26 protein-coding genes and 1 pseudogene are annotated in these 25,435 nt (G+C 73.4%); 11 read left to right on the top strand and 16 right to left on the bottom strand.

The window, feature by feature from the left end:
- Positions 1–115: 115 nt before the first annotated feature.
- The 7 genes from ACF073_RS39620 to ACF073_RS39590 all read right to left on the bottom strand — a co-directional run bounded on the left by ACF073_RS39620 (position 116) and on the right by ACF073_RS39590 (position 6,883).
- Positions 116–379, bottom strand: a complete 264-nt coding sequence (locus ACF073_RS39620) for an acyl carrier protein (protein WP_392076377.1) — start codon at positions 377–379, stop codon at positions 116–118.
- Positions 380–419: 40 nt separating this feature from the next.
- Positions 420–1,949 carry a class I adenylate-forming enzyme family protein gene (locus tag ACF073_RS39615; protein ID WP_392076376.1) on the bottom strand — a complete coding sequence of 510 codons (1,530 nt, stop codon included), beginning with the start codon at positions 1,947–1,949 and terminating at the stop codon, positions 420–422.
- A complete protein-coding gene (locus tag ACF073_RS39610) occupies positions 1,949–2,902 on the bottom strand; it encodes a 4'-phosphopantetheinyl transferase superfamily protein (RefSeq protein WP_392076375.1) in 954 nt (317 codons plus the stop codon). Before ACF073_RS39610 ends, ACF073_RS39615 begins: the two co-directional genes overlap by 1 nt.
- Entirely contained in the window at positions 2,899–4,299 is a 1,401-nt protein-coding gene (locus tag ACF073_RS39605; RefSeq protein ID WP_392076374.1) for a diaminopimelate decarboxylase, read from the bottom strand. The genes ACF073_RS39610 and ACF073_RS39605 overlap by 4 nt, the downstream gene beginning before the upstream one ends.
- A gap of 276 nt (positions 4,300–4,575) precedes the next feature.
- Complete coding sequence (locus ACF073_RS39600; RefSeq protein ID WP_392076373.1) at positions 4,576–4,893, bottom strand: hypothetical protein; 318 nt, start codon at positions 4,891–4,893, stop codon at positions 4,576–4,578.
- A 273-nt stretch (positions 4,894–5,166) separates the two neighbouring features.
- On the bottom strand, positions 5,167–6,159 hold the full coding sequence (locus ACF073_RS39595; protein WP_392076372.1) for a LuxR C-terminal-related transcriptional regulator: 993 nt from the start codon (positions 6,157–6,159) through the stop codon (positions 5,167–5,169).
- 277 nt (positions 6,160–6,436) lie between these two features.
- Positions 6,437–6,883 (bottom strand): DUF4442 domain-containing protein, encoded by a 447-nt coding sequence (locus ACF073_RS39590; protein ID WP_392076383.1) that lies wholly within the window; start codon positions 6,881–6,883, stop codon positions 6,437–6,439.
- A gap of 77 nt (positions 6,884–6,960) precedes the next feature.
- On the opposite strand from ACF073_RS39590, the gene ACF073_RS39585 reads away from it, so the two are divergent.
- Both ACF073_RS39585 and ACF073_RS39580 read left to right on the top strand, forming a co-directional pair.
- Positions 6,961–8,070, top strand: a complete 1,110-nt coding sequence (locus tag ACF073_RS39585) for a hypothetical protein (RefSeq protein ID WP_392076370.1) — start codon at positions 6,961–6,963, stop codon at positions 8,068–8,070.
- A gap of 106 nt (positions 8,071–8,176) precedes the next feature.
- Positions 8,177–9,475 (top strand): MFS transporter, encoded by a 1,299-nt coding sequence (locus tag ACF073_RS39580; RefSeq protein ID WP_392076369.1) that lies wholly within the window; start codon positions 8,177–8,179, stop codon positions 9,473–9,475.
- Here the strand turns inward: ACF073_RS39580 and ACF073_RS39575 are convergent.
- From ACF073_RS39575 to ACF073_RS39565, 3 genes are all read right to left on the bottom strand, one after another.
- Positions 9,437–10,282, bottom strand: a complete 846-nt coding sequence (locus ACF073_RS39575; protein ID WP_392076368.1) for a spermidine synthase — start codon at positions 10,280–10,282, stop codon at positions 9,437–9,439. The genes ACF073_RS39580 and ACF073_RS39575 overlap by 39 nt on opposite strands.
- Before the next feature lie 185 nt (positions 10,283–10,467).
- Positions 10,468–11,637: an elongation factor Tu gene (gene tuf, locus ACF073_RS39570; protein ID WP_392076367.1), complete on the bottom strand. Its 1,170-nt coding sequence runs from the start codon at positions 11,635–11,637 to the stop codon at positions 10,468–10,470.
- A gap of 293 nt (positions 11,638–11,930) precedes the next feature.
- Entirely contained in the window at positions 11,931–12,653 is a 723-nt protein-coding gene (locus tag ACF073_RS39565; protein WP_392076366.1) for a DNA alkylation repair protein, read from the bottom strand.
- A gap of 49 nt (positions 12,654–12,702) precedes the next feature.
- Here ACF073_RS39565 and ACF073_RS39560 point away from each other — a divergent pair, with 49 nt between their 5' ends.
- A complete protein-coding gene (locus ACF073_RS39560; RefSeq protein ID WP_392076365.1) occupies positions 12,703–13,500 on the top strand; it encodes a TVP38/TMEM64 family protein in 798 nt (265 codons plus the stop codon).
- A 12-nt stretch (positions 13,501–13,512) separates the two neighbouring features.
- The gene (locus tag ACF073_RS39555; protein WP_392076364.1) at positions 13,513–13,956 is read left to right on the top strand and encodes a protein kilB; all 444 of its coding nucleotides are present in this window, start codon (positions 13,513–13,515) and stop codon (positions 13,954–13,956) included.
- 193 nt (positions 13,957–14,149) lie between these two features.
- Here the strand turns inward: ACF073_RS39555 and ACF073_RS39550 are convergent, their stop codons facing one another.
- Entirely contained in the window at positions 14,150–15,319 is a 1,170-nt protein-coding gene (locus ACF073_RS39550) for a thiolase family protein (RefSeq protein ID WP_392076363.1), read from the bottom strand.
- A gap of 128 nt (positions 15,320–15,447) precedes the next feature.
- Here ACF073_RS39550 and ACF073_RS39545 point away from each other — a divergent pair, with 128 nt between their 5' ends.
- The 3 genes from ACF073_RS39545 (at position 15,448) to ACF073_RS39535 (ending at position 17,455) form a co-directional block, all read left to right on the top strand.
- Positions 15,448–15,918 carry a winged helix-turn-helix transcriptional regulator gene (locus ACF073_RS39545; protein WP_392076362.1) on the top strand — a complete coding sequence of 157 codons (471 nt, stop codon included), beginning with the start codon at positions 15,448–15,450 and terminating at the stop codon, positions 15,916–15,918.
- 201 nt (positions 15,919–16,119) lie between these two features.
- On the top strand, positions 16,120–16,995 hold the full coding sequence (locus tag ACF073_RS39540; protein ID WP_392076361.1) for an undecaprenyl-diphosphate phosphatase: 876 nt from the start codon (positions 16,120–16,122) through the stop codon (positions 16,993–16,995).
- Positions 16,996–17,275: 280 nt separating this feature from the next.
- Positions 17,276–17,455, top strand: coding sequence for a hypothetical protein (locus ACF073_RS39535; protein ID WP_392076360.1), 180 nt, complete (start codon positions 17,276–17,278; stop codon positions 17,453–17,455).
- Between the two features lie 131 nt (positions 17,456–17,586).
- Here ACF073_RS39535 and ACF073_RS39530 read toward each other — a convergent pair whose 3' ends face one another.
- Positions 17,587–18,249: a hypothetical protein gene (locus tag ACF073_RS39530; RefSeq protein WP_392076359.1), complete on the bottom strand. Its 663-nt coding sequence runs from the start codon at positions 18,247–18,249 to the stop codon at positions 17,587–17,589.
- 140 nt (positions 18,250–18,389) lie between these two features.
- Here ACF073_RS39530 and ACF073_RS39525 point away from each other — a divergent pair, with 140 nt between their 5' ends.
- The 3 genes from ACF073_RS39525 to lnt all read left to right on the top strand — a co-directional run bounded on the left by ACF073_RS39525 (position 18,390) and on the right by lnt (position 22,105).
- A complete protein-coding gene (locus ACF073_RS39525) occupies positions 18,390–19,784 on the top strand; it encodes a hypothetical protein (RefSeq protein ID WP_392076358.1) in 1,395 nt (464 codons plus the stop codon).
- Between the two features lie 114 nt (positions 19,785–19,898).
- Positions 19,899–20,381 (top strand): nuclear transport factor 2 family protein, encoded by a 483-nt coding sequence (locus ACF073_RS39520; protein WP_392076357.1) that lies wholly within the window; start codon positions 19,899–19,901, stop codon positions 20,379–20,381.
- Positions 20,382–20,530: 149 nt separating this feature from the next.
- A complete protein-coding gene (gene lnt / locus ACF073_RS39515; protein ID WP_392076356.1) occupies positions 20,531–22,105 on the top strand; it encodes an apolipoprotein N-acyltransferase in 1,575 nt (524 codons plus the stop codon).
- On the opposite strand, the gene ACF073_RS39510 is transcribed toward lnt, so the two are convergent.
- Both ACF073_RS39510 and ACF073_RS39505 read right to left on the bottom strand, forming a co-directional pair.
- Positions 22,023–22,934 (bottom strand): Gfo/Idh/MocA family protein, encoded by a 912-nt coding sequence (locus ACF073_RS39510; RefSeq protein WP_392076355.1) that lies wholly within the window; start codon positions 22,932–22,934, stop codon positions 22,023–22,025. The genes lnt and ACF073_RS39510 overlap by 83 nt on opposite strands.
- A gap of 10 nt (positions 22,935–22,944) precedes the next feature.
- A pseudogene (locus tag ACF073_RS39505) lies at positions 22,945–23,383 on the bottom strand (monooxygenase); the annotation flags it as partial.
- Positions 23,384–23,538: 155 nt separating this feature from the next.
- Here ACF073_RS39505 and ACF073_RS39500 point away from each other — a divergent pair.
- Positions 23,539–24,000: a hypothetical protein gene (locus tag ACF073_RS39500; RefSeq protein WP_392076354.1), complete on the top strand. Its 462-nt coding sequence runs from the start codon at positions 23,539–23,541 to the stop codon at positions 23,998–24,000.
- A gap of 25 nt (positions 24,001–24,025) precedes the next feature.
- On the opposite strand, the gene ACF073_RS39495 is transcribed toward ACF073_RS39500, so the two are convergent.
- Positions 24,026–24,544, bottom strand: a complete 519-nt coding sequence (locus ACF073_RS39495; protein ID WP_392076353.1) for a hypothetical protein — start codon at positions 24,542–24,544, stop codon at positions 24,026–24,028.
- Positions 24,545–24,734: 190 nt separating this feature from the next.
- Entirely contained in the window at positions 24,735–25,418 is a 684-nt protein-coding gene (gene ung / locus ACF073_RS39490) for a uracil-DNA glycosylase (protein WP_392076352.1), read from the bottom strand.
- Positions 25,419–25,435 lie beyond the last annotated feature (17 nt).

Genomic DNA, 25,435 nt, shown 5'->3' with positions numbered 1-25,435 from the left:
TCGTCATGCATACGGCTGCCCTGCGCACGGTCGAACACGGTGGGCCAACCACGGCAGTAGCTGCGCACCTCGGACTCGACGGTCTCGAAGACACTCAGGTCCGGCTGGGTGATGGTCACGCCGAGACCTGACCGCGCAGGGTGGACTCGACGAAGTCGGTGAAGGTGTCGACCGTCTCGAAGTCGTCCGCGTCCAGCTCTTCCGGGTCCACGACCAGGCCCAGGGAGTTCTCCAGGGCCATCAGCATCTCCAGCATGGTGGTGGAGTCCAGGTGGAGATCGTCGAAGAGCCTGACCTCGCCGCTCAGCCCCGTGACGGGGCGCTCCAGCACGTCGGTCAGAGCGGCTTCGAGTGTCCGCACTATCGCCTCGCGGTCCATCGGTGATCCTCCTTGGCTCGTTGCTTCGCGGTGGGGCTCGTCATTTCGCGGAGAGAGTGGGGTTGCCGGCCGATTCGACGAGGGCGGCCAGCTTCTTCCGGTCGACCTTGCCGTTGCCGTTGGTGGGCAGGGCGTCGGTCCGCACGCAGCGCCGGGGAATCTTGAAGGGCTCCAGGTGCCGGCGCATCTGCTCGCGCACGGCGTCGGAGGTGATGTCGTCGCCGACGACCACGAGGACGGCGCCGCGCCGGCCGGCCGGCGGAAGGACGGCCGCCGAGGTCACGCCCGCCACCCGGTGCGCCGCCGCCTCGACCTCGGTCGCGCTGATCCGGAAGCCGCGCTCCTTGTACAGGTCGTCGCGGCGGCCGGAGAAGTACAGGAAGCCCTCGTCGTCCAGCCAGCCGTAGTCGCCGGTGCGCAGTTCCGGGAAGAGGCCGTCGACGCGGGGGAAGCGCTCGGCGTCGAGTTCCGGGCGCCGCCAGTAGCCGGCCATGACGTGCGGGCCGCGGACGACGAGCTGTCCGATCTCGCCGGGCGGCAGCGGCCGTCCCTCGTCGTCGATCACATGGATCGCGGTGCCGGGCAGCGGGTATCCGCAGGATCCGGGGTGTTCCAGATCGCCGTCCGGGGGCATGATCGCCGCGCGTTTGCACTCGGTGAGCCCGTACATGACCTGGACCCGCAGTCGCGGCAGGGCCTGCCTGAGGGCGCTCAGGGTGCTCTCCGCCAGGGCGGCACCGGTGTTGGTGAGCAGCCGCAGCTGCCGCAGGGCACCCGGGCTGCGGCGCACCAGCCAGGCCAGCCGGTCGGTGACCGAGGGCACGCCGGGCAGCACGGTGGCGCCGGTCTCCTCCAGGTGGCGCAGCAGCGGCGGACCGGCTTCGGCGGCCGTGGCCAGGTGCAGCCGGGCTCCGCCGAGAGCGGCGAGGTAGAGCTGGTAGAGGCCGTAGTCGAAGGAGAGCGGCAGCGGGCAGAAGACGATGTCGTCGGCGCGGTAGGCGAGGCAGGCGTGGATGGCCGACGCCGCGAACAGCACCTGCTGGTGGGTGCTCACCACCGCCTTGGGCAGCGCGGTCGTGCCCGAGGTGTAGATCAGGCAGACCGGGTCGACGGCCAGCGTGCCCGGGTCGGCGGGTGCGGCGGGGGCCGGTCGGCGGTCGTCCAGGGCGTCCCGGACGAGGTCGGCGAGGTGGCGGAAGGCCACCCCGTGGTCGCGGGCGGTGCGGCCCGCGTCGGTGTCGTCGCAGACGAGGAGCACGGGTTCGCAGTCCCGCAGGACATGCTCCAGGGGACCGCCGCGCACCTCGGCGTGCAGGACGCTGAAGACGGCGCCGAGCCGGGAGACGGCGAAGACGAGGAGGGCCGTGCCCAGTCCGTCGGCGGCGCTGACCACGACACGGTCGCCGGCGCGCACTCCCCGCTCGTGCAGCAGGCCGGCCAGCCGGACACTGGCACGGGCGAACTCCCCGTAGGTGAGCGAGGCTTCGGTGGTGCTCAGCGCGGTGGCCGCCGGGGCGCGCTCGGCGGCGCGGTCGAGCAGTTCGTGCAGGAGTACGGGCGATGCGTTCATCACGCCTCCTTCGCGGTGGCCGGCGGGAGCGGCCCGGGTGCGGCCGCGGCGTGCGCGCCGGTGCCGGCGGCGGGCCGGCCGGCCGGTGCGGACGGTCCGCCCCGGGTCCGGGCCGTGGCCTTGTGCATCGGGATCACCGTCGTCGCGGTCGCCGTGCACACCGGTTGCGGGGGGCTGAGGACGTGCACGGCGCTCGGGTCGTCGGCCGTGCCGGCCTCGATGACCTTGTGCGCCTCCAGCTCGACCACGCGGCGCAGCCGGGTGGCGCGCACCAGCCTGGCGCGGGCCTCTAGGTAGTCGCCCGGCCGCACGGGGGCGAGGAAGCGGACGGCGGAGTACTCGGACAGCAGGCCCTCGTCCTGGTCCGTCCGGGCGGTGATCTCGGTGACGAGGTCGCCGAAGAGCCGCAGGACGTGCGCGCCGTCCACCAGGCCGCCGCCGTAATGGGCGTCCTCCTGGCCGATGCGTACGCGGAGGAAGGCGGTTGCCGCGGCCTCCTCGGGGGTGTCCGCAAGGGACATGGGGGCTTCGTCCTCTCTGAGCGTTGTGGCAGGGGGCGGGTCCGCCGGCGTGACCACTGCGAGGGCCACGGCGGCGACCACGTCGTTCTTGTGGGTGATGGACAGTCCGATGGCGGCCGGGCCCAGGGTGGCCGCGCGGCCCCGCAGGACGACCACGGGCGCCCCGTCGTCGGTCTGGTCCACGCAGATGTCGCGTGGGGCGACGCCCCGCAGGAATCCGGTGCCGAGCACCTTCACCACGGCTTCCTTGGCCGCGAAGCGTCCGGCGAGGAATTCCAGGCGGCGCTCCTCGCCCATCCGGTCGGCCAGCCGCACCTCCTCGGGGGCGTAGCTGAGGCGCAGGAACCAGGGCCGGGTGAGCAGACGGCGCAGTTCCGTGCGGTCCAGGACGTCCACGCCGATCCGCAGGGTGCCGTCCGCCACGGTCCTCACGGCGCGTTCCCACGTCCGAGGCCGGGACCGGGATCGCGGGCAGGACCGGGGTCGAGTCCGGGGTCGGGATCCAAGGCGCGGTCGCGGTCGAGATCGAGGTCGCGGTCGAGATCGAGATCGCGGTCGAGATCGACGAGCCGCTGTCTGGCCAGCATGTCCTCGGTGGTGTCCCGCTCCCTGACCAGCCGGGCCCGGCCGCGGTGGACCAGCACCTCGGCGGGGAAGCCGTGGCTGAGGAAGAGGCCCGGCGAGGCCGTGGGGCCGTAGGCGCCGGAGCGGGCCACGCCGAGCAGGTCTCCGGGGGCGACCTCCGGCAGCGGGACCTTCTTGGCGATCACGTCGTTCGGGGTGCACAGCGGCCCGGTCAGCGTGTAGGAAGCGGCGGCCGGTTCGGCGGGGCGGCCGAGATGGGTGACGGGGAAGTTCCGTTTGACGAAGCTGCCGATGCCGACCGCAGCCATGTGGTGGTTGGTGCCGCCGTCGGCGACGACGAACCACTCGCCCCTCGACCGCTTCACACAGCACGCACGGACGACATAGGTGCCGGCGTCCGCGGTGAGGAAGCGGCCGAGTTCCATGATGAGCCGGCAGTGCGGATGACGGGCGGCGAAGGGGGCGACAGCCTCGCGGACACCGGCACCGAGCGCGTCGAGATCGAGGTCCTCCTCGTTCTCGAAGTAGGCGACGCCCAGGCCGCCGCCGAAGTCCACGGTCTCCAGCGGGACGCCCAGATGGCCCGCGAGATCCTCGGCCATGGCCAGGATGCCCGCCGTGTTGGACACGACGTCCTCGTGGTGCAGGAACCGGGTGCCCATGTAGGCGTGGACGCCCTTGACCCGTACGTGCCGCAGGTCCGCCAGGGTCTCCTTGGCCCGGCGCACGTCCTCCTCGTCGATGCCGAACTGCCGGGGCTTGCCGCCCATGGCGAGGCCCGATCCCTTGCTGCCGAACGACGGGTTCACCCGCAGCAGCACGGGGAACGGCTCCGTCGCCCCGCTCTCCCCCACCAGGGCGTCCAACTGCCGTACTTCGTCGAGGGATTCACAGACGACGGCGTGGATCGCGGCCTCGGTGCAGGCCGCCAGGTCGCGCGCGTCCTTGCCGGGGCCGAGGAAGATGATGTCCTCGGGGGCGACGCCGGCCCGCAGCGCGGTCACCAGCTCGGTGTGCGAGGAGACCTCGGCGCCCGCCCCCTGCGCGCCGAGAACCGCGCACACGCTGATGTTCGGGTTGGCCTTGAGGGAGTAGAAGACGTCCACCGCCGCGGGGAGCAGCCCCCGCAGCCGGCGGTAGGTCTCCTTGAGGACGCCGGCGTCGTAGACGAACAGGGGGGTGCCGAACTCCTCGGCGAGGGCGGTGACCGTGACGCCCTGGATCCGGGCTTCCGCGGGGTTCATTCGGCGGGCCTTTCCGCCGGGCCGGAGACCGGCTCGGCTCGGTACGGAGGGACGTGGACCGCGGCGCTTCGCACGCGGTCACTGCCAGCCGGGCTCGTCGGCCGGTGCCTCTGCGGATAAGCCGACGGAAAGGACGGAAAGGACGAAGCTGCGCATGGGCTGATTCCCCTCGGTCGCGGATTTCGTTTTCCCGACGAGAAAGATTCTTGGCCGTTACCACTACGTGGAAAAGTGGTTTCCCGTGGACAAAACCGTCCCTGTCCGGTTCAGGCCGCGTCAGGTCTGCTCGCCCTCCGGCCAGAGCACTTCGGGACGCAGCAGGGGCGCCTCGGCCCGCCGTAGCCGCCACGCGGCGAGCGGGGGCCTGCGGGCCACGGCACGCCACCACAGGCGCTCCGCCGCGGCCTCCGCGCCCACCAGGTCGGCGTGGCACAGGAACACGCCGATGACCGGCCCCGGCAGGGCCGACGCATGCACGACGACGTGCTCCAGACCGTCCTCGCGGGTGGCGCAGGCCCGGATCAGGCCGCCGGTGTCACCGGGGAGCGGCACACCGCCCGGGGGCGGATCGAGCGTGAGATGAACGAGATGCATTCGCCGACTATGTCGCCTTCGATATGGTCTCACGATCCGTCACTGCTGGACGTTTCATGCCAAGGGCAGAACAGTCCAGGAAAATTGACGGACGTACCGGATGTGCACACGGGGAAGTTCCGGGCAGGCGTCGGGCCCGCCACCGCAGGATCGGTCGGCAGCGGGCCGGAGCCGTTTTCGTGCCGCTTTATGCGCCGCTCTGTGCGCCGCCTTGTGCGCCCTTTTCCTCGCCTCTTTCCGTGCCGTGCCGGGAAGGGGCGGGAACGCGCCGTGTCAGTCCCTGAACAACCCCCTTTGCGCGGCGTGCACACCAGCCTGGAAGCGGCTGCGCGCGCCGAGCCGGGCCATCAGGGTGGTGGAGATGCGCCGGGCCGTCCGGGGTGACACACCGAGCCGTTTGGCGATCGCCTCGTCGGTGGCCCCCTGGGCCAGGAGCCGGAGCACCTCGTGCTGCTGGCGGGTGAGCGTGTCCTCGGCGGGGGGCCGGGCGGCGGCGGAGAACGGCTCGGCCGCCTGCCAGGTGGTCTCGAACAGCGAGCACAGCGTGGCCAGTACCCCGGGCGTCCGGATCACGACCGCGCCTTCCGAGGTGTCGTCACTGTCCGTGGCGATGACGGCGGCCCGGCGGTCCGCGATGATCATCCGGTTGGGCAGGCTCGGCACGGCCCGCACCTCGGCGCCGACGGACATCAGCCACTCGGCGTGCGCGACCGTCGCCGGGTCGTTGCGGATGCTGTCCAGGTAGATCGTCCGGATGGCGACGCCCCGCCCCAGCAGTTCCTGGGTCAGGGGCCGCGAGTTGCGCATGTTGTCGGGGGTCTGCGGCCCGCCCGGCGCGAACGCCATCAGCTCGGAGCGGACGGCCCTGTTCATCACCGCCAGATGGTCGCGGATGTTGTCCAGCCCTCTGAGATGCTCCACGTCATCCCCGGGGGCCGCCGCCTCGCGGTCCGCGAACTCCGAGATCAGCCGGACCGCGGCGGCCCGGCTCTCCTCCAGTTGCTGCTGCTGGGCCGCGACCTCCGCCTGCTTGCGGGCCAGCAGTATCTGCATCGCCAGATGCGGTCTGACCGCGTGCAGACGTTCGCCGTCCCCGCTCGCGGGCCGGATGAGCGCCATTTCGCTGAGCCGGTCGAGTGCGGCGTGCACGGCTCTCTCGGCGAGGCCCGTACGGCCGCAGAGTCCGGTCAGACCGTCGTCGGGATGCGCGAGCATCTCCCGGTACACGAGGTCGGTCACCGTATCGAGCCCCAGAGCATCAAGCATGTACCAGCGCCCCTCGAGACACCACGCAAGCCCCTCGTCTCATTCCGCTTCTTGCTCACGTGTTTTCCCCCGGGCCCCTTACCGGAAGTAGCACGCTCAAACCCGCCTGACACGCGGGGAGTTCGGCGGGAGGGGGCATGGACGGAGCGAGGGGCCGGTCGTCGCCGGCGGCCCGTGCCGGGATCGCCGAGGTCAGCGGCGTGCGCCGCACCACCCGGCACGGCGGCGCCCCGCCCCGGAGGTCACCGGGAGCGGGGCGGGCGGAGAGTCGTGCGGTTCACTTCCCCTGATCGGCCGGACGGAGCGTCCACAGGACGGTCATCTCGCCGGTGACGGCGCCGTCAGCGCGCCGGATCTCGATCGACACCGGGAACTCGGGGCGCTGTCCCGCGTCCAGCTCGGCGACGACCTCGGCGGCCGGACGGCCCAGGGTGGCGGTGGCCGTGACGGGGCCCATCGCCAGCTTCTTGTAGGCGATCTCGGCCCGCACGGCGAGCGGCACGGCGCGCGAGAGCTGGTCCCCGAAAGCGGCCAGCACGATGGCGCCGCTGGCCGACTCCCCGAGGGTGAACATCGCGCCGGCGTGCGGGCCGCCCACGTGGTTGTGGTACTCGCCCTGGTCCGGCAGGGCGAGCACGGCCTTCTCGGGCGTGGTCTCCAGGAACTCGAGGTTCAGCGTCCGGGCCATGGGCACGGTGGCGGCGAGCATCTCGCCGATCGACATCTGGTCTGCGCTCATGGCGGTCATGTTACTCACGAGTAGCGGAGCCTGGCCAGTGAAGCCCACTAGGGTTACTGGCCATGTGGCCAGATCAGCAGCCGCCAGGGGGCGCGCAGAACCCGCAGAACGACCCGCAGCACAACCCGTACCAACAGCCGGGTCACCAGCAGCCGAACCCGTACCAGCAGCCCGGACACCAGCCCGGATACCAGCCGTATCCGCAGGCAGGCCAGCCGGGCCCGTACGGACAGCAGGCCCAGCCGGGCCAGCCCGGCCCTTACGGGCAGCAGCCGCAGGCCGGCCAGTACGGGCAGCAGCAGTGGGGGCAGCCCCCCACCTCCCCCATGCCCCTGCCCCCGCAGGGCGGCGGCGGCCGTACGAAGCTGATCGCGATCATCGCGGCCACGGCCGTCGTGGTCACCGCCGCCGTCACCGGCTATCTGGTGCTGGGCGGCTCCAAGGACGACGAGGCCAAGGGCGACGACGGGAAGCACACGAGCCCGTCGCCGAAGGATCCCTCGCCCTCCGCGCCCGCGTCGTCCGCCTCGTCAGCGAACGACAACCCGCGCTCCGACGAGACGGAGAAGCCGACGGTCGCGGGCTGGAAGGTCGTGGTCAATCCCAAGTACGGCACGGCCTTCGACGTCCCCGCCGACTGGGAGGTGGAGCGGCCGGGCGTCTTCACCTTCTTCGAGGACAAGGAGAAGGGCGACGGCTCGGCCTACATCGGCTTCTCCGGGGCCTCGTTCCTGAAGCCGGCGTACTGCGCCTCGGAGTCGAACGGCACGAAGGAGTCGCACGCGCTCGCGGGCAGCGGCACGAAGGGCGAGAACGGCGCCAAGGACACTGCAGGCGTCGCCCGCGGCGACTCGGCCACCTTCGCGTTCGGCGGATACACCGATCAGTCGGAGGCCGCCAAGAAGTATCTGCACATCGGCAAGGCCAAGCCGTTCACGACCGCGTCGGGTGTCAAGGGCAGCGTCGCGACGTCGTACGTCTCCGGCGTGCCGAAGAAGAACAAGTGCGACACCGACGGCAAGGCCATCACGTTCGCCTTCAAGAACTCCAGCGGCAGCTTCGTCTCGTGGTCGCTCTACGGCGCCAAGGGCGTCAAGGACGAACTGTCCGACGCGACCATCGACAAGATCCTCGCCACGGTACGGCTGCACGGCGACCCGACCGTGCAGTGACCGGCGAGCGGTCCCGGCCCGCCCGGGCGCGGACCGGGACCGGCAGCCCGCCGGACGTCCGCAAACCCGCTTGGCAGACCAGGAGCCGGGCGGCGATAGTCGGCCGGTGACCACGACTTCCGGCTCCCCGGCCCGCACCCGCAGACCCGCCTGGGCGGGACGCAACTACTCCCTGCTGACCGCCGCCGCCGTCGCGACCGGGCTGGGCGCGAACGGTTCGCTGATCGCCGCCGCGTTCGCCGTGCTGGAGTCGGGCGGCGACAGCGGGGACGTGGGCCTGGTGGCCGCCGCCCGCACCCTGCCGCTCGTGGTGTTCCTGCTGATCGGCGGCGCGGTCGCGGACCGGCTGCCCCGGCACCGGGTCATGGTCGCCGCCAACACCCTCAACTGCCTCTCCCAGGCGTCGTTCGCGGCGCTCGTCCTCGCCGGTGAGCCCCGGCTGTGGCAGATGATGCTGCTCACCGCGCTCGGCGGCACCGGGCAGGCGTTCTTCGGCCCGGCCGCCGAGGGCATGCTGCTCTCCTCCGTCGAGGGCGAACAGGCCGGCCGGGCCTTCGCCCTGTTCCGCATGGCCACCCAGGGCGCCGCGCTCGGCGGCGCGGCCCTCGGCGGCGCCCTGGTGGCGGCCGTCGGCCCCGGCTGGGTGCTCGCCGTCGACGCGGCGGCCTTCGCCGTCGCCGCCGCGCTGCGCTCCTTCCTCGACGTCAGTCACATCCCGCCACGCACACCGGGCGAGGGCATGCTGGCCGACCTCCGCGAGGGCTGGCGGGAGTTCATCGCAAGGCCCTGGCTGTGGGGCATCGTCGTCCAGTTCTCGGTCGCCAACGCGGTGGTCGGCGCGGCCAACGCCGTCTACGGCCCCCTCGTCGCCCGGGACAGCCTGGGCGGCGCGGGCCCCTGGGGCCTGGCCCTGGCCGCGTTCGGCGCGGGCACGGTGACCGGCGCCCTGCTGATGGTCCGCTGGAAGCCCCGCCGCCTGCTGCTAGCCGGCACGCTGTGCGTCTTCCCGCTGGCCCTGCCCGCCGCCGCGCTGGCCGTACCGGTGCCGACGGGCGTGCTGTACGTGACGATGTTCGCCGCGGGCACGACGGTGGAGGTGTTCGGTGTCTCCTGGATGACCGCGCTGCACCAGGAGATCCCCGAGGACAAGCTCTCCCGGGTCTCGGCCTACGACTGGTTCGGCTCGGTCTCCCTCATGCCGCTCGCCACGGCCCTGGCCGGACCGGCCGAGTCCGCCTTCGGCCGGACGGCCGCCCTGGGGGGCTGCGCCGCCCTGGTGGTCCTGGTCACCGCCCTGGTGCTGCTGGTCCCGGACGTCCGCACACTGACCCGGCGCGGCCACCGGACCATCCCCGCCCCGACCGCGTCAGCCGATACCGAAAGCCCCGTCGGGGGGCTCGGGTGAGGGCACCGCCTCGGTGTCCTGGACCGGCAGCGCGCCACCGATGAAGTCCCGCAGCGCCGGCCCGTGTTCGAGCCGGGCCGGGAACACGTCGGCGGCGGCGCGGCGGGCCACGGCCGCGATGTCGACCCTGCGGTGGGAGGCGACGAGCACCGCGTTGCCGAACCGCCGCCCGCGCAGCACTCCCGGCTCGGCGATCAACGCCAGCTCCTCGAACACGGCCGCGAAGGTGGCGAGTTGGGAGCGGAGGAACCCGAAGGGCGCCCCGTCGGCGAGGTTGGCGAGATAGACCCCGTCCGGGCGCAGCACCCGCTCGGCCTCGCGGGCGTAGGCGAGCGAGGTGAGGTGGGCGGGCACGCGTGAACCGCCGAACACGTCGGCGATCAGCACGTCCGCCGAGTCGTCCGGGGCCCCCTCCAGCCAGGCCCGGGCGTCGGCGGCGTGCAGCGCGACCCCCGAGCCCGCCGGCAGCGGCAGCCGCTCGACGACCAGGTCCAGCAGGGCTCGGTCGGCCTCGACGACGTCCTGCCGCGAGCCGGTCCGGGTGGCGGCGAGATACCGGGGCAGGGTCAGCGCGCCCCCGCCGAGGTGCACCGCGTCCAGCGCCCGCCCCGGCTCGGCCACGGCGTCCAGCACGTACCCGAGCCGCCGCGTGTACTCGAACTCCAGATAGGTCGGCTCGTCCAGATCGACGTACGACTGCGGCGCCCCGTCGACCGTGAGCAGCCAGGCCCGCTCCCGGTCGACGTCGGGCATCAGCTTGGCGGTGCCGTGGTCGACGGCCCGGCTCACGGGTATGGCTTCACTCACGGAACCATTGTCGCGGGTGTCCAGGGAGACACCGGCACGGGTCGTCCCCCGGAGATCGCGGGGAACCGTGCGACCGTCCACGACGGCCGCACGGCCCCCGGCCTCACCGGCTCCCATGGGTTCCACCGGTCTCACCGGTCTCACCGGTCTCACCGGTCCCATCGGTCTCACCGGTCCCACCGGTCTCACCGCACGGAGGTCACCGTCCCCGCGCCGACGGTCCGGCCGCCCTCCCGGACGGCGAACCCGAGACCGGGCTCCAGCGGCACCTCCCGTCCCAGCTCCACGGTCATCTCGACCGTCTCACCGGGCCGTACCACCGCCGTCTCCCCGAGGTCGACGTCCCCGGCCACGTCCGCCGTACGGATGTAGAACTGCGGCCGGTACCCGGTGGACACCGGTGTCGTACGGCCGCCCTCCCGCGCGGAGAGCACGTAGACCCGCGCGGTGAAGCGCCGGCTGGGCACCACGCTGCCGGGCGCGGCAACCACGTGCCCCCGGCGGACCGCGTCTCTCGGGACCCCCCTGAGCAGCAGCGCCACGCTGTCCCCGGCCTGTGCCTCCTCCATCGGCCTGCCGAAGGTCTCGACGCCGGTCACGACGGTCTCGGCCCCCGCCCCGAGCACCTCGACCCGGTCGCCGACGCGCACCGTGCCGCGCTCGACGGCGCCCGTGACGACCGTTCCCCGGCCGGTGATGGTGAGCACGTTCTCCACCGGGAGCAGGAACGGCGCGTCCAGATAGCGCTCCGGCATCGGCACGTACGTGTCCACCGCGTCGAGCAGCGCCTCGACCGACGCCGTCCAGCGCGGGTCGCCCTCCAGGGCCTTCAGCCCGGAGACGCGTACGACGGGTATGGCGTCGCCCGGGTACCCCTGGGCGGTGAGCAGGTCGCGGACCTCCAGCTCGACCAGGTCGGTCAGCTCCTCGTCCCCGGCGTCGGCCTTGTTCAGCGCGACCACGAGGTGGTCGACGCCCACCTGCCGGGCGAGCAGCACGTGTTCGGCGGTCTGCGGCATGATCCCGTCGAGCGCCGAGACGACGAGGATCGCCCCGTCGAGCTGCGCGGCCCCGGTGACCATGTTCTTGACGTAGTCGGCGTGGCCCGGCATGTCGACATGGGCGTAGTGCCGGGTGTCGGTCTCGTACTCGACGTGCGCGATGTTGATGGTGATGCCGCGGGCGGCTTCCTCCGGGGCGCGGTCGATGCGGTCGAACGGGACGAAGGTGCCGGTGCCGCGGGCGGCGAGGACCTTGGTGATGGCGGCGGTCAGGGTGGTCTTGCCGTGGTCGACATGACCCATGGTGCCGATGTTCAGGTGCGGCTTGGTGCGCACGTAGGCCGTTTTGGGCATGGCTGTACCTCGAAGCCTCTCCGGACGTACGGGAACGCGGGACCCCGGGGACCGGCCGACCCTCCCCCTGCGGGGTCCGCCGGGCGATCCGGAGAGGGTCAGCTTCGGGCGCCGTCGACAGCGGCCACGAGGAGCGGGACGGCAGCCTTCGGAGCATCCGCGAGCGCGGATGCCGTGAGAAGGAAGGCGTACCGGAACATGCCGTCGATCCTCGCCGAAGGGGTGTCCGGCGTCGAATGGTTTTCCCGGTACGTGCCCTGCGAACCGGGGGCGGCCGGCCGCCGGCGGCGGCCTCAGGGGCCGATGTTCTTCAGTGCCTCACGGACCGTCAGCGGGGCGAACCGGCCGCGCTCCCGCGCCACGAAGTCCCGTACCGCCCCGGGGTCGGTCTTGGCGTACTCGCGCAGGGCCCAGCCGATGGCCTTGCGGATGAAGAAGCCGGGGTGCCCGGACTGGAGCAGGCAGTGGGCGAACAGCATGTCGCCGTCGGTGCGTTCCTTGTAGGTGAGCTGGTGCAGCAGGGCCGTGCGCGCCACCCAGAGGTTCTCGTCCCTGATCCAGGCGTCCATGGCGGCGGTGAGGCGGGGGTCCGCGGCGACCAGCGCGCCGACGACGTGCGCGGCCAGCAGGTCGACGGTGTCCCACCACGGCACGGTGGTGACCAGGTGCCGGGCGACGGGCAGGAAGGCGGACGAGCAGCGGGCCGCGTGCCGGCGCAGATAGTCCACGGCGAAGTAGTGGTACTCGCGCTCGGGCAGCCGCCAGCAGCGCAGGGCGATCGCCGCGCAGTCGTCCTCGCCGGGGCGGCCCGTGCCGGCCAGTACCGTGCGCGACAGGGCGCGGCGGGCCGGTGTGGGGATGCCGAGGAAGGGCGCCACGTCCTTCATGTACGCCCGCATGGCGGCGGCCCGTTCGGCATCGGCGGCGGACGCGTACGCCGCGGTCAGCCGCTCCAGCACGGCATCGGCGAGCGCGCTGCGCGGCACCGGGGGCGGCGCCGCGTCGGTGACGGTCATGAGACGAACCATACGGCGATCACACACGCTCGTCGGTTAGTGTCACCGGATGCTCGATGCCAACCGCTCTGGCACCGCCACGGCCCCTCCCCGGGCCGCCGCCACGGAGCTCGCCGCCGCGGCGGCCGTTCCCGGGTCCGTGTCCGTCGCCCCGGTCCCCCTGCCGCGCGCCGGGTTCGCCGCCCGGTGCACGCGGCTGCTGCTCTCCCCGTACGCCCGGCTTTCGTTGCTGCTCGCGCTGCTCGCGGGCGCCGCGTCGGGCGTGCTGCTGTTCGAGCCGCAGCGGCTGCTGACGCACGGCTGGCCGCCGCAGATCGGCGGGGCCGCCGCGGCCCTGGTGTTCGCGGCGGGCTACGGGCTGTGCACCGTGGCGTTCGTCCCGCGCCCCCTGCTGAACCTGGCCGCGGGCGCGCTGTTCGGCTCCCAGCTGGGTCTCGCGACGGCGCTCGCGGGCACGGTGCTCGGCGCCGGGGTGGCGTTCGGTCTCGGCCGGATGCTGGGGCAGGACGCGCTGCGCCCGCTGCTGCGGGGCCGCTGGCTGAAGGCGGCCGACGGGCAGCTCAGCCGGCACGGGTTCCGGTCCATGCTGGCCGCCCGGCTCTTCCCGGGGGTGCCGTTCTGGGCGGCGAACTACTGCGCGGCCGTCTCCCGCATGGGCTGGCTGCCGTTCCTGCTCGCCACCGGCCTCGGCTCGATCCCGAACACGGCGGCCTACGCGGTCGCCGGCGCCCGTGCCTCCGCGCCCACGTCTCCCGCCTTCCTGATCGCGATGGCCTCCATCGCCGTACCGGCGCTCGCGGGCACGGTGGTGGCCTGGCGCAAGCGTCACCAGCTGCGCGGCCACTGAGGGGTACGTGCCATGTGGTCCGCCGTCGTCGCCGTGGCCGGCACCCTGCTCGGCTCCGCGCTGACCGGGCTGCTCCAGATCCGCCGTGAGCGGGCCGCCCGCGCCGAACGGCGGGAGGAGGCGCTGCGCCTGGCACTCGGCGATCTGGTGGCGGCCCTCGGCGACCACCGGCGGGCCTTGTGGCACCGCGCTGACCTGGTCCTGAGCGGCGCGAGCGAGGACGCCGTGGAGGCGGCCCGCGCGGCGTCCCACGCGACCCGCTCCGCCGTGACCGCGCCCCTGGTCGCGGTCTCCGTCCTCGAACCGTCCCTCGCCGCACCGGCACGCACGGCCGCGCTGGCCGCGTTCGGCATCCGCGACGCCGCCGACCACGACGACCTGGCCGCCCGCCGCGAGAGAGCCATCACGGCAACCGACGAACTGATCGCCGCGGCCGGGCGAGCCATGGCTTGGTGAGGGGCCGGGCGCGGGCGTGACTCCTCCCCCGTACCGGTCGGCGACCGGGGGGGAGCCCGGGGGGCGCGTTGGGGGGGGGCGGGCCGGGGGCCGGGCTCGGTTGCGGCGCCCGGTGCGGGGCCGGCGGTCAAGGGAGGGCGCGGGGGTATCCGGCAGCCTCCCCTTCCCCCGGCCGGCCCCCTTCACCCGGGGCTCAGACTCCTTCCAGGATCATCGCGTTGGCGAGGCCGCCCGCCTCGCACATGGTCTGCAGGGCGTAGCGGGCGCCGCGTTCGCGCATCGCGTGGACCAGCGTCGTGGTCAGCCGGGTGCCGCTCGCGCCGAGCGGGTGGCCGATTGCGATCGCGCCGCCGTGCACATTGACCTTGGCGAGATCGGCGCCGGTCTCCTGCTGCCAGGCCAGCACCACGCTGGAGAACGCCTCGTTGATCTCGAACAGGTCGATGTCGCCGAGGGTCAGCCCCGCGCGGCGCAGCACCTTCTCCGTCGCCGGGATGACGCCGGTGAGCATCAGCAGAGGGTCGGAGCCGGTCACGGCGAAGCTGTGCAGCCGGGCCAGCGGGCGCAGGCCGAGCCGGGCCGCGGTCTCGCTGGAGGTGATCAGCACGGCGGAGGCGCCGTCGTTGACGGGGCTCGCGTTGCCCGCGGTGACGTTCCACTCGATCTGCGGGAAGCGCTCGGCGAAGGCGGGGTCGTAGTAGGCGGGCTTGAGGCCGGCGAGGATCTCCGGGGTGCTGTCCGGGCGGACGCACTCGTCCCGGGTGACGCCGTCCAGGGGCGCGACCTCGGCGTCGAAGAGCCCGGCCCCCCACGCGGCGGCGGCCTTGCGATGGGAGGAGACCGCGAACTCGTCCATACGCGCGCGCGTGAGGGACCACTTGGCCGCGATGAGTTCGGCGCTGATCCCCTGCGGAGTCAGACCCTCCGGGTACCGCTCGGCGACGCCGGGCCCGAACGGGTCCTTGCCCGCCGGCACGTTGGACCACATCGGCACCCGGCTCATCGACTCCGCGCCGCAGGCCACGACGAGGTCGTAGGCGCCCGAGATCACGCCCTGCGCGGCGAAGTGCACCGCCTGCTGGGAGGAGCCGCACTGGCGGTCCACGGTGGTCGCCGGGACCGACTCGGGCAGGCCGGCGGCGAGCACGGCGTACCGGGTGGTGTTCATGGCCTGCTCGCCGACCTGGTCGACGGTGCCGCCGATCACGTCGTCGATCAGCGCCGGGTCCACACCGGAGCGGTCGACCAGGGTGCGCAGGGTGTGCGCGAGGAGCTGTACCGGGTGGACGTGGGCGAGGGAGCCGTTCGGCTTGCCCTTGCCCACGGGGGTGCGTACGGCTTCGACGATGACTGCGTCTCGCATGGCGCGGGCCTCCTTGGCCGCCTGGCCGCCCGCCCGGGGAGAGGACGGGAGCTACTAGTGAGTAGGAAATCCGAACTCACGATAACTCGCTCAGTTGGAAAATCAAACCCTCCTCTAGAATGGAGCGCATGGCCGCCACGAAGAACCCGCGCCCCTGCTCCATCGCCGACGCCCTCGCGCTGGTCGGCGAGAAGTACTCGCTGCTCGTCCTGCGGGAGGTGTGCCTGGGCAACGGCCGCTTCGACCAGCTCGTGCGCAACATCGGCGCCCCGCGCGACATCCTGGCCGCCCGGCTGCGCCGGCTCGTGGAGGCGGGCATCCTCACCAAGCGCGTCTACAGCGAGCGCCCGCAGCGCTTCGAGTACCGGGCGACGCCGGCGGGCCTCGAACTGGAGCCGCTCCTGATGACCCTCAAGGAGTGGGGCGACCGCCATCTCCGCCAGGGCACCGATCTCCCGATGGTCGTGGCGCACTCCTGCGGCAACGAACTGGTGCCGGTGGTCACCTGCCGGGCGTGCGGCGACCCGGTGCGGCACGAGGACCTGACGGCCCATCCGCAGGTCCCCGGCTGGACGGTGGCCGGACCGACGGCCGCCTGAGCGGACCCGCGCCCGGGCGGGACGACCGCCGCGCGCGGAGCCGCCGGCCCGTCGTTCCGGGTCCGCCGCCTGCATACGGGTGCGGCCGGCAGGCAAGCGGACTGTCCGGCCCCTGTTTCCGCGCTGTCAGCCGGGCCCGCTACCCTTCCTTCGTCACATGATCACCTCTTCACGCCTCAGCTACTTGGACGCCATACCTTCATGTCTTGGTTTGAATCCCTCGTCCTCGGACTCGTCCAGGGGCTGACCGAATTCCTGCCCGTCTCGTCCAGCGCCCACCTGCGGCTGACCGCGGCGTTCTCCGGCTGGAAGGACCCCGGGGCGGCCTTCACGGCGATCACGCAGATCGGCACGGAGACCGCGGTCCTCATCTACTTCCGCAAGGACATCGGCCGGATCATCGCGTCCTGGTTCCGCTCGCTGTTCGACAAGTCGATGCGGCGCAACCACGACGCGCAGATGGGCTGGCTGGTGATCGTCGGCTCCATCCCGATCGGCGTGCTGGGCGTGACGCTCAAGGACCAGATCGAGGGCCCGTTCCGCGATCTGCGGGTCACCGCCACCATGCTCATCGTCATCGGCCTGGTGATCGGCATCGCCGACCGCATGGCGGCCCTCGACGAGACCGGCCGCCGGCACCGGGCGCCCAAGCAGCGCAAGACGCTGGACAACCTCAGCGCCAAGGACGGTCTGATCTTCGGCCTCTGCCAGGCGTGCGCCCTGATCCCCGGCGTCTCCCGCTCCGGCGCGACCATCAGCGGCGGCCTGTTCATGGGCTACAAGCGCGAGGCCGCGGCCCGCTACTCCTTCCTGCTCGCCATCCCGGCCGTGCTCGCCTCCGGCGCCTTCGAGGTGAAGGACTCGCTCAGCGAGGGCCATGTGGCCTGGGGGCCGACCCTGTTCGCCACGGTGATCGCGTTCGCCTCGGGATACGCGGTCATCGCCTGGTTCATGAAGTGGATCTCCAACAAGAGCTTCATGCCCTTCGTCTGGTACCGCATCGCCCTCGGCATCGTGATCATCGCCCTGGTCAGCGCGGGCGTACTGAGCCCGCACGCGGCGGAGTCGGCGGGCTGAGACCGCGGCACGAGAGGCCCCCGCGAAGGATTCGCGGGGGCTTTCGTCTGCCCCCACCCGGAGGGCACGCCCCCTGGAGCCCGCGCACAGGCGCCCGACGCCCTGGTTTTCGGACATCTTCCGCACGGCGACCACGCGCCCGCGACCTGGGTGGCACCCCGTGGGCGGAGGTCGCTTCACGGCTGCGGACGCCTCACCGGGCGTCGGCGGTGACCAACCCCATACCTTCTGCGTAGCCGGGCGGTAGCGCACGGTCAGCTCTTGCCCCTAGTCTGTCCGCATGTCCCCCCATACCCTGCCCCCTGGTTCCGTGCGGTCTGCTGCCGAGGTGAACGAGCAGATCCGGGCGCTGTGGCTGCGTGCGGGCGGCACCCTGTCGGCCCAGGAACGCGCGGAGTACGAGCTGTTGGTGATCGAGTGGGCCGCGGCGATCCGCGGACAGGTCATCAAGGCGGCCTGACTCCACGCCGGCGCCCGTCCGCACCGCACCGACCCCTAGGGTCCACCCGCACCGGCCCCTACGGTCCACCCGCCCGCCCCACCCCGTCCCCCGACGAGCCCGAGCCGCAGCGCGTCGGCCCCCTGGCACGTTCAGGCGTCGGCGCCACCGCCGTGGCCGTCGGCGGCCCGGCGCGTCCACAACGACAGGTCGCTGCTCGTCGCGACGGCCAGGGTCTGCCCGGAGGGCGAGAAGCCGACCGCTCGCAGCTCGGAGTAGCAGGCGTGGAAGATGTGCCACCACCGCTCGCGGCAGGCGTCCGTGAACGGTGTCCCGCCGCGGCTGAGCAGGACCCTGTCATGGGGCCAGGCCGGGCTGACGACATCCAGGGACCAGCCGCCCGCGGCGGTGGTGTGCAGACCTCCGCCGAAGAGTCCGGCGATGTGCACCCTGGTGCCGGCCACCGGACCGAGTCCGGGACAGGAGAGGTCGGCGGTTGCGTCGGGGGTGCTGTCCTCCGGCTCGGGGTCCCGGTCCCGGGCGATCTTCTCCCCCGTGACGGCGTCGAAGAGGCCATGGCCGTCGTTCGAGACGACCATCACCAGGTCGTGCCCGCTGCCGGGACGCGTCGCGAAACCGATTCCGAGCAGCCCGCCGACGGGGACGCAGGGCTCGAGGACGGGCCGCCAGGGTTCGGGCGCCCGCACGACGGGGGCGGCGAGGAGCCTGTCCCGCAGCGCCCGTTGGTATGCGGTGAGCTCCGGCTGACGCCCCGCCGGCCCGGCCGCGGCCGCCTTCTCGGTCGACTTCTTCATCGCCCCATGATCCACCCACCCTCGTGCACCGGCCGCTCCGGGCAGGCGCCGGAGCATGATCGTCCGCATTGACCCCGGCGCCGCGGCATGCGCACAATCTGCGGGCCCGCCAGGGCCGCGGGGTGACAGGGAGGGGCACCATGTCCGCAACGGACGGCCACCGAGGGACCATTGCCGCGATCGCGCGCAATCCCGGGGCTCCGGTCGAGGTGTTGACCAGGCTGCTGTGCGAGGAAGCCATCGCGGCCTGGGACACGATCGCCTGGCGCGCGCTGCCTGACGAGGTGGTCGACGCCGTCGTCGCGCATCCCGACCGCCGGCTGCGGGGAGCGTTCGCCGGGAACCCCGGGGTGACGGCGGAACAGCGCGCCCGGCTCGTGGACGATCCCGATCCGCGGGTGCGCCGTTCACTGGCCATCGGGCCCGACTGGTTCCGGATCCCCGTGTCACCGCTGCCGCTGTCCGCGCAACGGCGCCTGCTCGCCGACCCGGACCCACGCGTCCGCAGCAGCGCGGCCTTCTGCCGGCACACGGCGCCGAGCCTGGTCGCCGCACTCGCCGGCCACCAGGACGCGGACCTCCGGCAGGCCGCCTGCCACCACTGGCCCCTGCTGTCCGAGGGCACCCGCGCCCGGCTGCTCGGCGACGCCGAGGACTCGGTACGGCAGGAGGCCATGCTGGAGGCCTGCCGAACGGACGCGGACCGCACGGACCTCCTTCTCGCCGCGGACATCGGACGGTTCCGCCGGCAGGACGTGATCCGGTACGGCGCCATGACCACGGCGACCGCCGAACGGCTCGCGAACAGCCCCGAGGAGGCGGACCGGCGGGAACTGGCGTACAACCTCGGCGTGCCCGTCGACATCGTCAGGACGCTCGCGGACGACGACGCGCACAGCGTGCGCCTCGCGGTGTCGGTACGGCCCGAGCTGACCGAGGCGGAACGCGCCGCCGTCGACATCACCATCACCCCGGCCGACCGGCTCCAGCCCGTCGAATGGGTCCGCGACTGCGCCGACCCCGACGTCCTGCGCCGCTGCGCCCGGTCCGCCAACACCCTGCTGCGACGCAGCGCGGCCGTCAGCCCGCACCTCCCCGCCGACGCCGTCGGCCTGCTCGCCGAGGACGACGACTACCCCGTGCGGCTCCTGCTGTGCGAGAACCAGCCGACCGTGGACGGCGAGGTGGTGCTGCGGACCTATCTGGACTGCGAGGTCATCACCAAGGGCGCTCTGCCGGCACACCCGAATTTCCCGCGCGAGGGCGGCGCACAGCGCTTCGCCGGCGACCCGGATCCGGAGCGGCGACGGCTGGCCGGCCTGGACCCGAAGGCCCCCGCCGAGATCATGGTGCGGCTGCTCGCCGACCCGGACGAACGGGTGCGCGGCGCCGCTGCGGCGCACCCCGCGCTGCCGGTCGAACTCATCCTCCGGGCCTGCCGGGATCCGGAGTTGTCGGCCCGCGCCCTGGCCAATCCGAGCCTGCCCGCCGAGGCCATGCACCGGTACCTGGACGAGGCAGGTGTCCCCCGCTGACCCGGCCGGCGGAAGCGGAACGCGACGGGCGGAGCGGCCCGGCGCACCGGCGGCACCGAATGTTCACCGCGCACACCTCTTGGCTCCGCGTCCGCCGTGCCCAAGACTGTGCCGATGACGCAGCGTGCGGAGTTCGCCACCGTGAGGGACCGACTGGCCGTGGACGATGTGGTCACCGCGTACGCGGTGGCGGTGGACGACGGCGACTGGACGGCGTACCGGCGGCTGTTCACGGCGGACGGACGGGCCGACTACCGGTCGGCGGGCGGTATCGAGGGCGAAGCGGAACGGGTCGCCGGCTGGCTCGCCGAGAGCCTGGCCCTGTTCGCCATGCGCCAGCATCTGATCGTCAACCGGCAGGTGCGGTTCGGGATCCTGGAGCAGGACACCGGGGACACCGCCCGGGTGCGGGCCGACTACCTCAACCCGATGCGCTTCGCCGGTCCCGGCGGGGCCGCCGCACCCGACCTGGTGTGCGGAGGCCGGTACGACTTCGGGCTGCTGCGCACCGAGGACGGCTGGCGGCTGCGCGAGGTCGTCGTCCAGGAGAAGTGGCGGCGGCTGCCCGAGCGCGACCCGGCCGCCGTGGGCGACTGAACCGTCCTCCCCCGCGGTGAACCGTCCTTCCCGTGGTGAGCCGTCCTTCCCCGTGGTGAACGGGCCTCCCTCGCCGTGAACCGGCCTCCTGTGTCAGAGATCGCCTCCGGCGCGCACACTGGAGGCAGGGCTGGGTAGGGAGGGCCGGTATGAGAACCATCGACCGCTGGCTGACCTCCCCCTGGCGCCGCTCGGGTGCCGCCGCTCTCGCCGGTGCCCTGCCCGTACTCGCCTTCCCCGCCCCCTCGCTGTGGTGGTTCGCGTACGCGGCCCTGGTGCCCTGGATCCTGCTGGCCCGCTCGGCGCCGACCGGACGGCGGGCCGCGTACGACGGCTGGTGCGGCGGGTTCGGCTTCCTGGTGGCCGTGCACCACTGGCTGCTGCCGAGCCTGCACGTGTTCATCTTCCTGATCGCGGCGCTGCTGGGCCTGCTCTGGGCGCCCTGGGGCTGGCTGGTGCGCCGGCTCCTCGGCGGCGTGCCCTCGGCGGGCCGGGGCGCCCTCGCCCTGCTGGTGCTGCCGTCGGCCTGGCTCGCGGTGGAACTGGTCCGGTCCTGGCAGGGTCTCGGCGGGCCGTGGGGCATGCTGGGCGCCAGCCAGTGGCAGGTGGACGCGGCACTGCGGCTGGCCTCCGTGGGCGGGGTGTGGCTGCTCAGCTTCCTGGTGGTGGCCGTCAACGTGGCGGTGGCCGGCCTCGTCCGGGTCCGCGAGCTGCGCCTGCCGGCCCTGGCCGCGCTGGTCGCCACGGCCGCCGCGACGTCGGCCGCCTGGGTGTGGGCACCGCGCCCGGACGTCGACGGGCGGGTACGGATCGCCGTCGTACAGCCGGGTGTCGTGGCCGGAGAGGCCAGTGGCGACCAGCGCTTCGACCGGGAGGAGCGGCTGACCAGGCAAGTCGCCGGGCAGGACGTCGACCTGGTGGTGTGGGGCGAATCGAGCGTCGGTTTCGATCTGGACGACCGCCCCGACCTGACCCGGCGGCTGACCGCCCTGTCCCGGGCGACCGGCGCCGATGTGCTGGTGAACGTGGACGCGCGCCGCTCCGACCGGCCCGGCATCTACAAGAGTTCGGTGCTGGTCGGCCCGGACGGCCCGACCGGTGACCGGTACGACAAGATGCGGCTGGTGCCGTTCGGCGAGTACATACCGGCCCGTTCACTGCTCGGCTGGGCCACCTCGGTGGGCCGGGCCGCCGGCGAGGACCGGCGGCGCGGCACCCGGCAGACCGTGATGGACGTCGGGCACGGGCTGCGGATCGGCCCGCTGATCTGCTTCGAGACCGCCTTCCCCGACATGAGCCGGCACCTCGCCGAGGACGGCGCCGACCTCCTCCTCGGCCAGTCCTCCACCTCGTCCTTCCAGCACAGCTGGGCCCCCGCGCAGCACGCCTCGCTGGCCGCGCTGCGCGCCGCCGAGACCGGCCGCCCGATGGTGCACGCCACCCTCACCGGAGTGTCCGCGGTCTACGGTCCGGACGGACGGCGCCTCGGCCCCTGGCTCGGCACCGGCGCGAGCACCGCGCACGTGTACGACGTACCGCTCGCGCACGGCATCACGCCGTACGTCCGCTACGGCGACTGGACGGTGTACGGCGCGCTGCTGGTGCTGGCCGCGCTGGGGGTGACCGAGGGGGCGCGGGCGCTCAGGCCGCGCCGGGGTGGTCCTGAACCGCTCGTACCACGCGCTCGCACAGCTCATGGGTCGCCAGCGCGTCACGGGCACTGAGCCGCCGCCCCTCCCGTACGGCCTCGAGGAAGGCGAGGACCGCCTGTTCGATGCCGCGCTGGCGGGCCACCGGAACCCAGTCGCCGCGCCGGCGGACGGTCGGCTGCCCCTTGTGGTCGATCACCTCGGCGAGGTTGACCACCTGGCGCTTGGTGTCCTGCCCGGACACCTCGAGGATCTCCTCGTTCGAACCGCTGAGCCGGTTCATCACACCGAGCGCGGTGAAGCCGTCGCCGCCGAGCTGGAGCACGACATGGTGGAGCAGGCCGCCCTGGGCGCGGGCGCGGACGGTCACGTCGTCGACCGGGCCCGGCACCAGGAAGCGCAGGGTGTCGACGACATGGATGAAGTCGTCCAGGATCATCGAACGCGGTTCCTCGGGCAGCCCGACCCGGTTCTTCTGCAGGAGGATCAGCTCGCGCGGGTGGTCGAGGCACTGCGCGTACCCGGGGGCGTGCCGCCGGTTGAAGCCGACGGCCAGCGAGACGCCGCGCCGCTCGGCGAGGGCGACCAGCCGCTCGGAGTCGGCGAGTTCGTAGGCGAGCGGCTTGTCCACGTACGTGGGGACGCCGGCCTCCAGCAGCCGGGTGACGATCTCGGGGTGGACGGCAGTGGGCGCGTGCACGAAGGCCGCGTCCAGGCCGGCCGCGAGCAGCGAGTCCAGGGTGGTGTGCCGCTGCTCATCGGGCAGCCGGAGCGTGTCCCCGACCCGGTCGAGCGTGGCGGGCGTGCGGGTCTGCAGATGGAGGTCGATGCCCGGCTGCGTGCCCAGCACCGGCAGGTACGCCTTCCGCGCGATGTCCCCGAGTCCGATGCAGCCGACCTTCACGTGCTCTCCTCTACCGCTGGCCTGCGTGTTCCCTGCCGGAAGCATACGGTGGCCGCCAGTCGGCGATGCCGTCGAAGCCGTGCGGGAACAGGGCGGGGCCGGCCGCCGAGAGGGCCGCGCCGGCCGTGTTGCGCAGGGCGGTGACGGCACGGCCGTCCGCCAGGCCGGGCCGGACGGCCCGGCGGCTGGGGCGGTGGTCCGCGGGAGCCGGTCGGCGGTGCGGGCGGCCGGATCGGCGCCGTGGCGGGCGAGGAGGACGGCGTCCTCGCCGGCTGGTCGCCGCCCTGGCCGAGAGTCGGCGGCATGGCGTGGGCGGCACCGCCGAGCAGGACCGTGCGGCCCGAGTGGCGGGCGGGCAGGGGCTCGGCGAGGTGAGGGACGTCGTGCCGGAGCACGTCCTCGGGGCGGGTGGCGGCGAGCACGGCGGCCACCGGGTGGTGCCGGTCGCCGGGGCCTGCCGGGACGCGGAGCGGCGGTACGGACGTCAGCCCCGGTACCGGAAAACCCTCCGCACGGGGCACGCAATCACCCGTCCGGGGCATCGGACTCGGCGGCCTGGCGCCAACCCGGCTGCCGAACCAGCAGAGTTGCGCGGGTGTATCGAATGACGACCACCGCAGCGCTTCTGGTCACCGTGGCCGTCACGGCCCTCTCCGGCTGTGTGACGGTGCGGCACCCGGTGACACCGGGGGCGCCCGCCGACACCGCTCCCTCGCAGCCGACCGCGCCCCGGCCAGACGGCAGTGCGGAGCCCCGGGTGGTGCAGGCACCGGCCGTCGAGGCGCTGGAGATGGTCGGGCCGTCCCGGCACCCGGAGCGCTCCCGGCCGCCCGCCCGGCACCGGCCCCCGGCCGCGCCGCAGGCCGCGCACCGGCCGGCGGCCCCGCCCGAGCCGCCGCACGCCGGCCGGCACCCGGACCGGCCCCGGCGACCGGTCGCCGGCGTGCCCGCTCCGGCCCCGGCGGTGCCGAGTTCCCCTGACGTGTGCGCCCTGGGCAAGATGTACGGCGGCTGGCGCAAGGACAGCCCCGAGGCACGGATCTGCGAGCGGACCTACGGGCGTTGAGCCGGGAGCCCCCGCCGGACGTGCCCTAGCTGGGGCGCTGGCGGGGCGGCACCCAGCCGTCGCCGCCCGGAGGGCCGTCCTCTGCCAGCCGCGACTCCAGACGGCTGATCGCGGACCTGACCCCCTCGCCGTAGCCGTCGTGGGCGAGGGAGTCCGCGGCGGTGCGGGCCCGGCGCAGATGGCTGCGGGCGGCCCCGGCGCGGCCCAGCTTGACGTAGTCGGCGGCCAGGTTGAGGTGCAGGGAGGGGAAGAAGCCCTGGACGCCGGCCGGGTCACCGCCCGCGCGGCCGTCGGCCAGCTCCTCGGCCGCCGACAACGCCCGCAGGTCCCAGGCGAGTTCGTCCCCCGGATCGTCCTGGGTGTCGGCCAGGTAGTGGGCGAGTGTGCAGCGGTGCAGGGGGTCGCCGTCCTCGCCGATCTCCGCCCACAGGTCGAGGAACCGGCTGCGGGCCTCCTCGCGGTCACCGCCGTGGTGCAGCATCACGACCTGCCCGATCCGCGTCAGCACGGCGTCCGGCGCCGCCTGCTCCTGTCGCTCCGCCACGATGACCTCCGGGCTGTTGCCGACTGTGCGCTCCTGACGCTAACCGGCGCCGCGGGGATTCCCGGTCAAGGAGGCCGTGAGTCGCGGCCGGCGCCGGATGCGGGCCGCCCCGGCCGCTCGCGCCCGCACGGCACAGCCGCGCGCCGCCGGGGAGCCGCACCGCCCCGGTGGCGGTTCGCGCGCGGCGCCGTCAGCCCAGGTTCGGGATCCGCCAGTCGACCGGCTGGTGGCCCTGGCGGGCGATCGCCTCGTTGATCTGCGTGAACGGGCGGGAGCCGAAGAACTTCTTCGCGGACAGCGGCGAGGGGTGCGCGCCCTTGACGACCACGTGCCGGCTCTCGTCGATCAGCGGGAGCTTCTTCTGCGCGTAGTTGCCCCACAGCACGAAGACCGCCGGGTGGGGGCGGGAGTCCACCGCGCGGATCACCGCGTCCGTGAACTTCTCCCAGCCCTTGCCCTTGTGCGAGTTGGCCTCGCCGGCCCGGACGGTGAGGACCGCGTTGAGCAGCAGCACGCCCTGCCGGGCCCACGGCATCAGATAGCCGTTGTCCGGGACGGGCAGGCCCAGCTCCTCCTGCATCTCCTTGTAGATGTTCCGCAGGGAGGGCGGGGTCTTCACACCGGGGCGGACCGAGAAGCACAGGCCATGGCCCTGGCCCTCGCCGTGGTACGGGTCCTGGCCCAGGACGAGCACCTTCACCTGCTCGTACGGCGTCGCGTCCAGCGCGGCGAAGACCTCCTCGCGCGGCGGGTAGACGGGACCCTTCGCCCGCTCCTCCTCGACGAACTCGGTCAGCTCCTTGAAGTAGGGCTGCTGCAGCTCGTCGCCCAGAACCCCGCGCCAGGACTCGGGCAGCATGGCGATGTCGGTCACGTCAACGTCCTCACGGT

The organism is Streptomyces sp. NPDC015171 (genome assembly GCF_043079545.1).
Lineage (GTDB): Bacteria > Actinomycetota > Actinomycetes > Streptomycetales > Streptomycetaceae > Streptomyces.
Note: the sequence above shows the minus strand (reverse complement) of the source record. Positions and strands in the feature narration are given on the sequence as shown.

Coding starts and splice junctions, on each gene's coding strand:
- ACF073_RS39525 (WP_392076358.1), top strand. CDS start 18,390: ATGTCCGCAACGGACGGCCACCGAGGGACCATTGCCGCGATCGCGCGC.
- ACF073_RS39500 (WP_392076354.1), top strand. CDS start 23,539: ATGACGACCACCGCAGCGCTTCTGGTCACCGTGGCCGTCACGGCCCTC.
- ACF073_RS39615 (WP_392076376.1), bottom strand. CDS start 1,949: ATGAACGCATCGCCCGTACTCCTGCACGAACTGCTCGACCGCGCCGCC.
- ACF073_RS39550 (WP_392076363.1), bottom strand. CDS start 15,319: ATGCGAGACGCAGTCATCGTCGAAGCCGTACGCACCCCCGTGGGCAAG.
- ACF073_RS39605 (WP_392076374.1), bottom strand. CDS start 4,299: ATGAACCCCGCGGAAGCCCGGATCCAGGGCGTCACGGTCACCGCCCTC.
- ACF073_RS39555 (WP_392076364.1), top strand. CDS start 13,513: ATGTGGTCCGCCGTCGTCGCCGTGGCCGGCACCCTGCTCGGCTCCGCG.
- ACF073_RS39600 (WP_392076373.1), bottom strand. CDS start 4,893: ATGCATCTCGTTCATCTCACGCTCGATCCGCCCCCGGGCGGTGTGCCG.
- ACF073_RS39595 (WP_392076372.1), bottom strand. CDS start 6,159: ATGCTTGATGCTCTGGGGCTCGATACGGTGACCGACCTCGTGTACCGG.
- ACF073_RS39585 (WP_392076370.1), top strand. CDS start 6,961: ATGTGGCCAGATCAGCAGCCGCCAGGGGGCGCGCAGAACCCGCAGAAC.
- ACF073_RS39545 (WP_392076362.1), top strand. CDS start 15,448: ATGGCCGCCACGAAGAACCCGCGCCCCTGCTCCATCGCCGACGCCCTC.
- lnt (WP_392076356.1), top strand. CDS start 20,531: ATGAGAACCATCGACCGCTGGCTGACCTCCCCCTGGCGCCGCTCGGGT.
- ACF073_RS39620 (WP_392076377.1), bottom strand. CDS start 379: ATGGACCGCGAGGCGATAGTGCGGACACTCGAAGCCGCTCTGACCGAC.
- ACF073_RS39520 (WP_392076357.1), top strand. CDS start 19,899: ATGACGCAGCGTGCGGAGTTCGCCACCGTGAGGGACCGACTGGCCGTG.
- ACF073_RS39590 (WP_392076383.1), bottom strand. CDS start 6,883: ATGTCGATCGGCGAGATGCTCGCCGCCACCGTGCCCATGGCCCGGACG.
- ACF073_RS39535 (WP_392076360.1), top strand. CDS start 17,276: ATGTCCCCCCATACCCTGCCCCCTGGTTCCGTGCGGTCTGCTGCCGAG.
- ACF073_RS39560 (WP_392076365.1), top strand. CDS start 12,703: ATGCTCGATGCCAACCGCTCTGGCACCGCCACGGCCCCTCCCCGGGCC.
- ACF073_RS39565 (WP_392076366.1), bottom strand. CDS start 12,653: ATGACCGTCACCGACGCGGCGCCGCCCCCGGTGCCGCGCAGCGCGCTC.
- ACF073_RS39540 (WP_392076361.1), top strand. CDS start 16,120: ATGTCTTGGTTTGAATCCCTCGTCCTCGGACTCGTCCAGGGGCTGACC.
- tuf (WP_392076367.1), bottom strand. CDS start 11,637: ATGCCCAAAACGGCCTACGTGCGCACCAAGCCGCACCTGAACATCGGC.
- ACF073_RS39530 (WP_392076359.1), bottom strand. CDS start 18,249: ATGAAGAAGTCGACCGAGAAGGCGGCCGCGGCCGGGCCGGCGGGGCGT.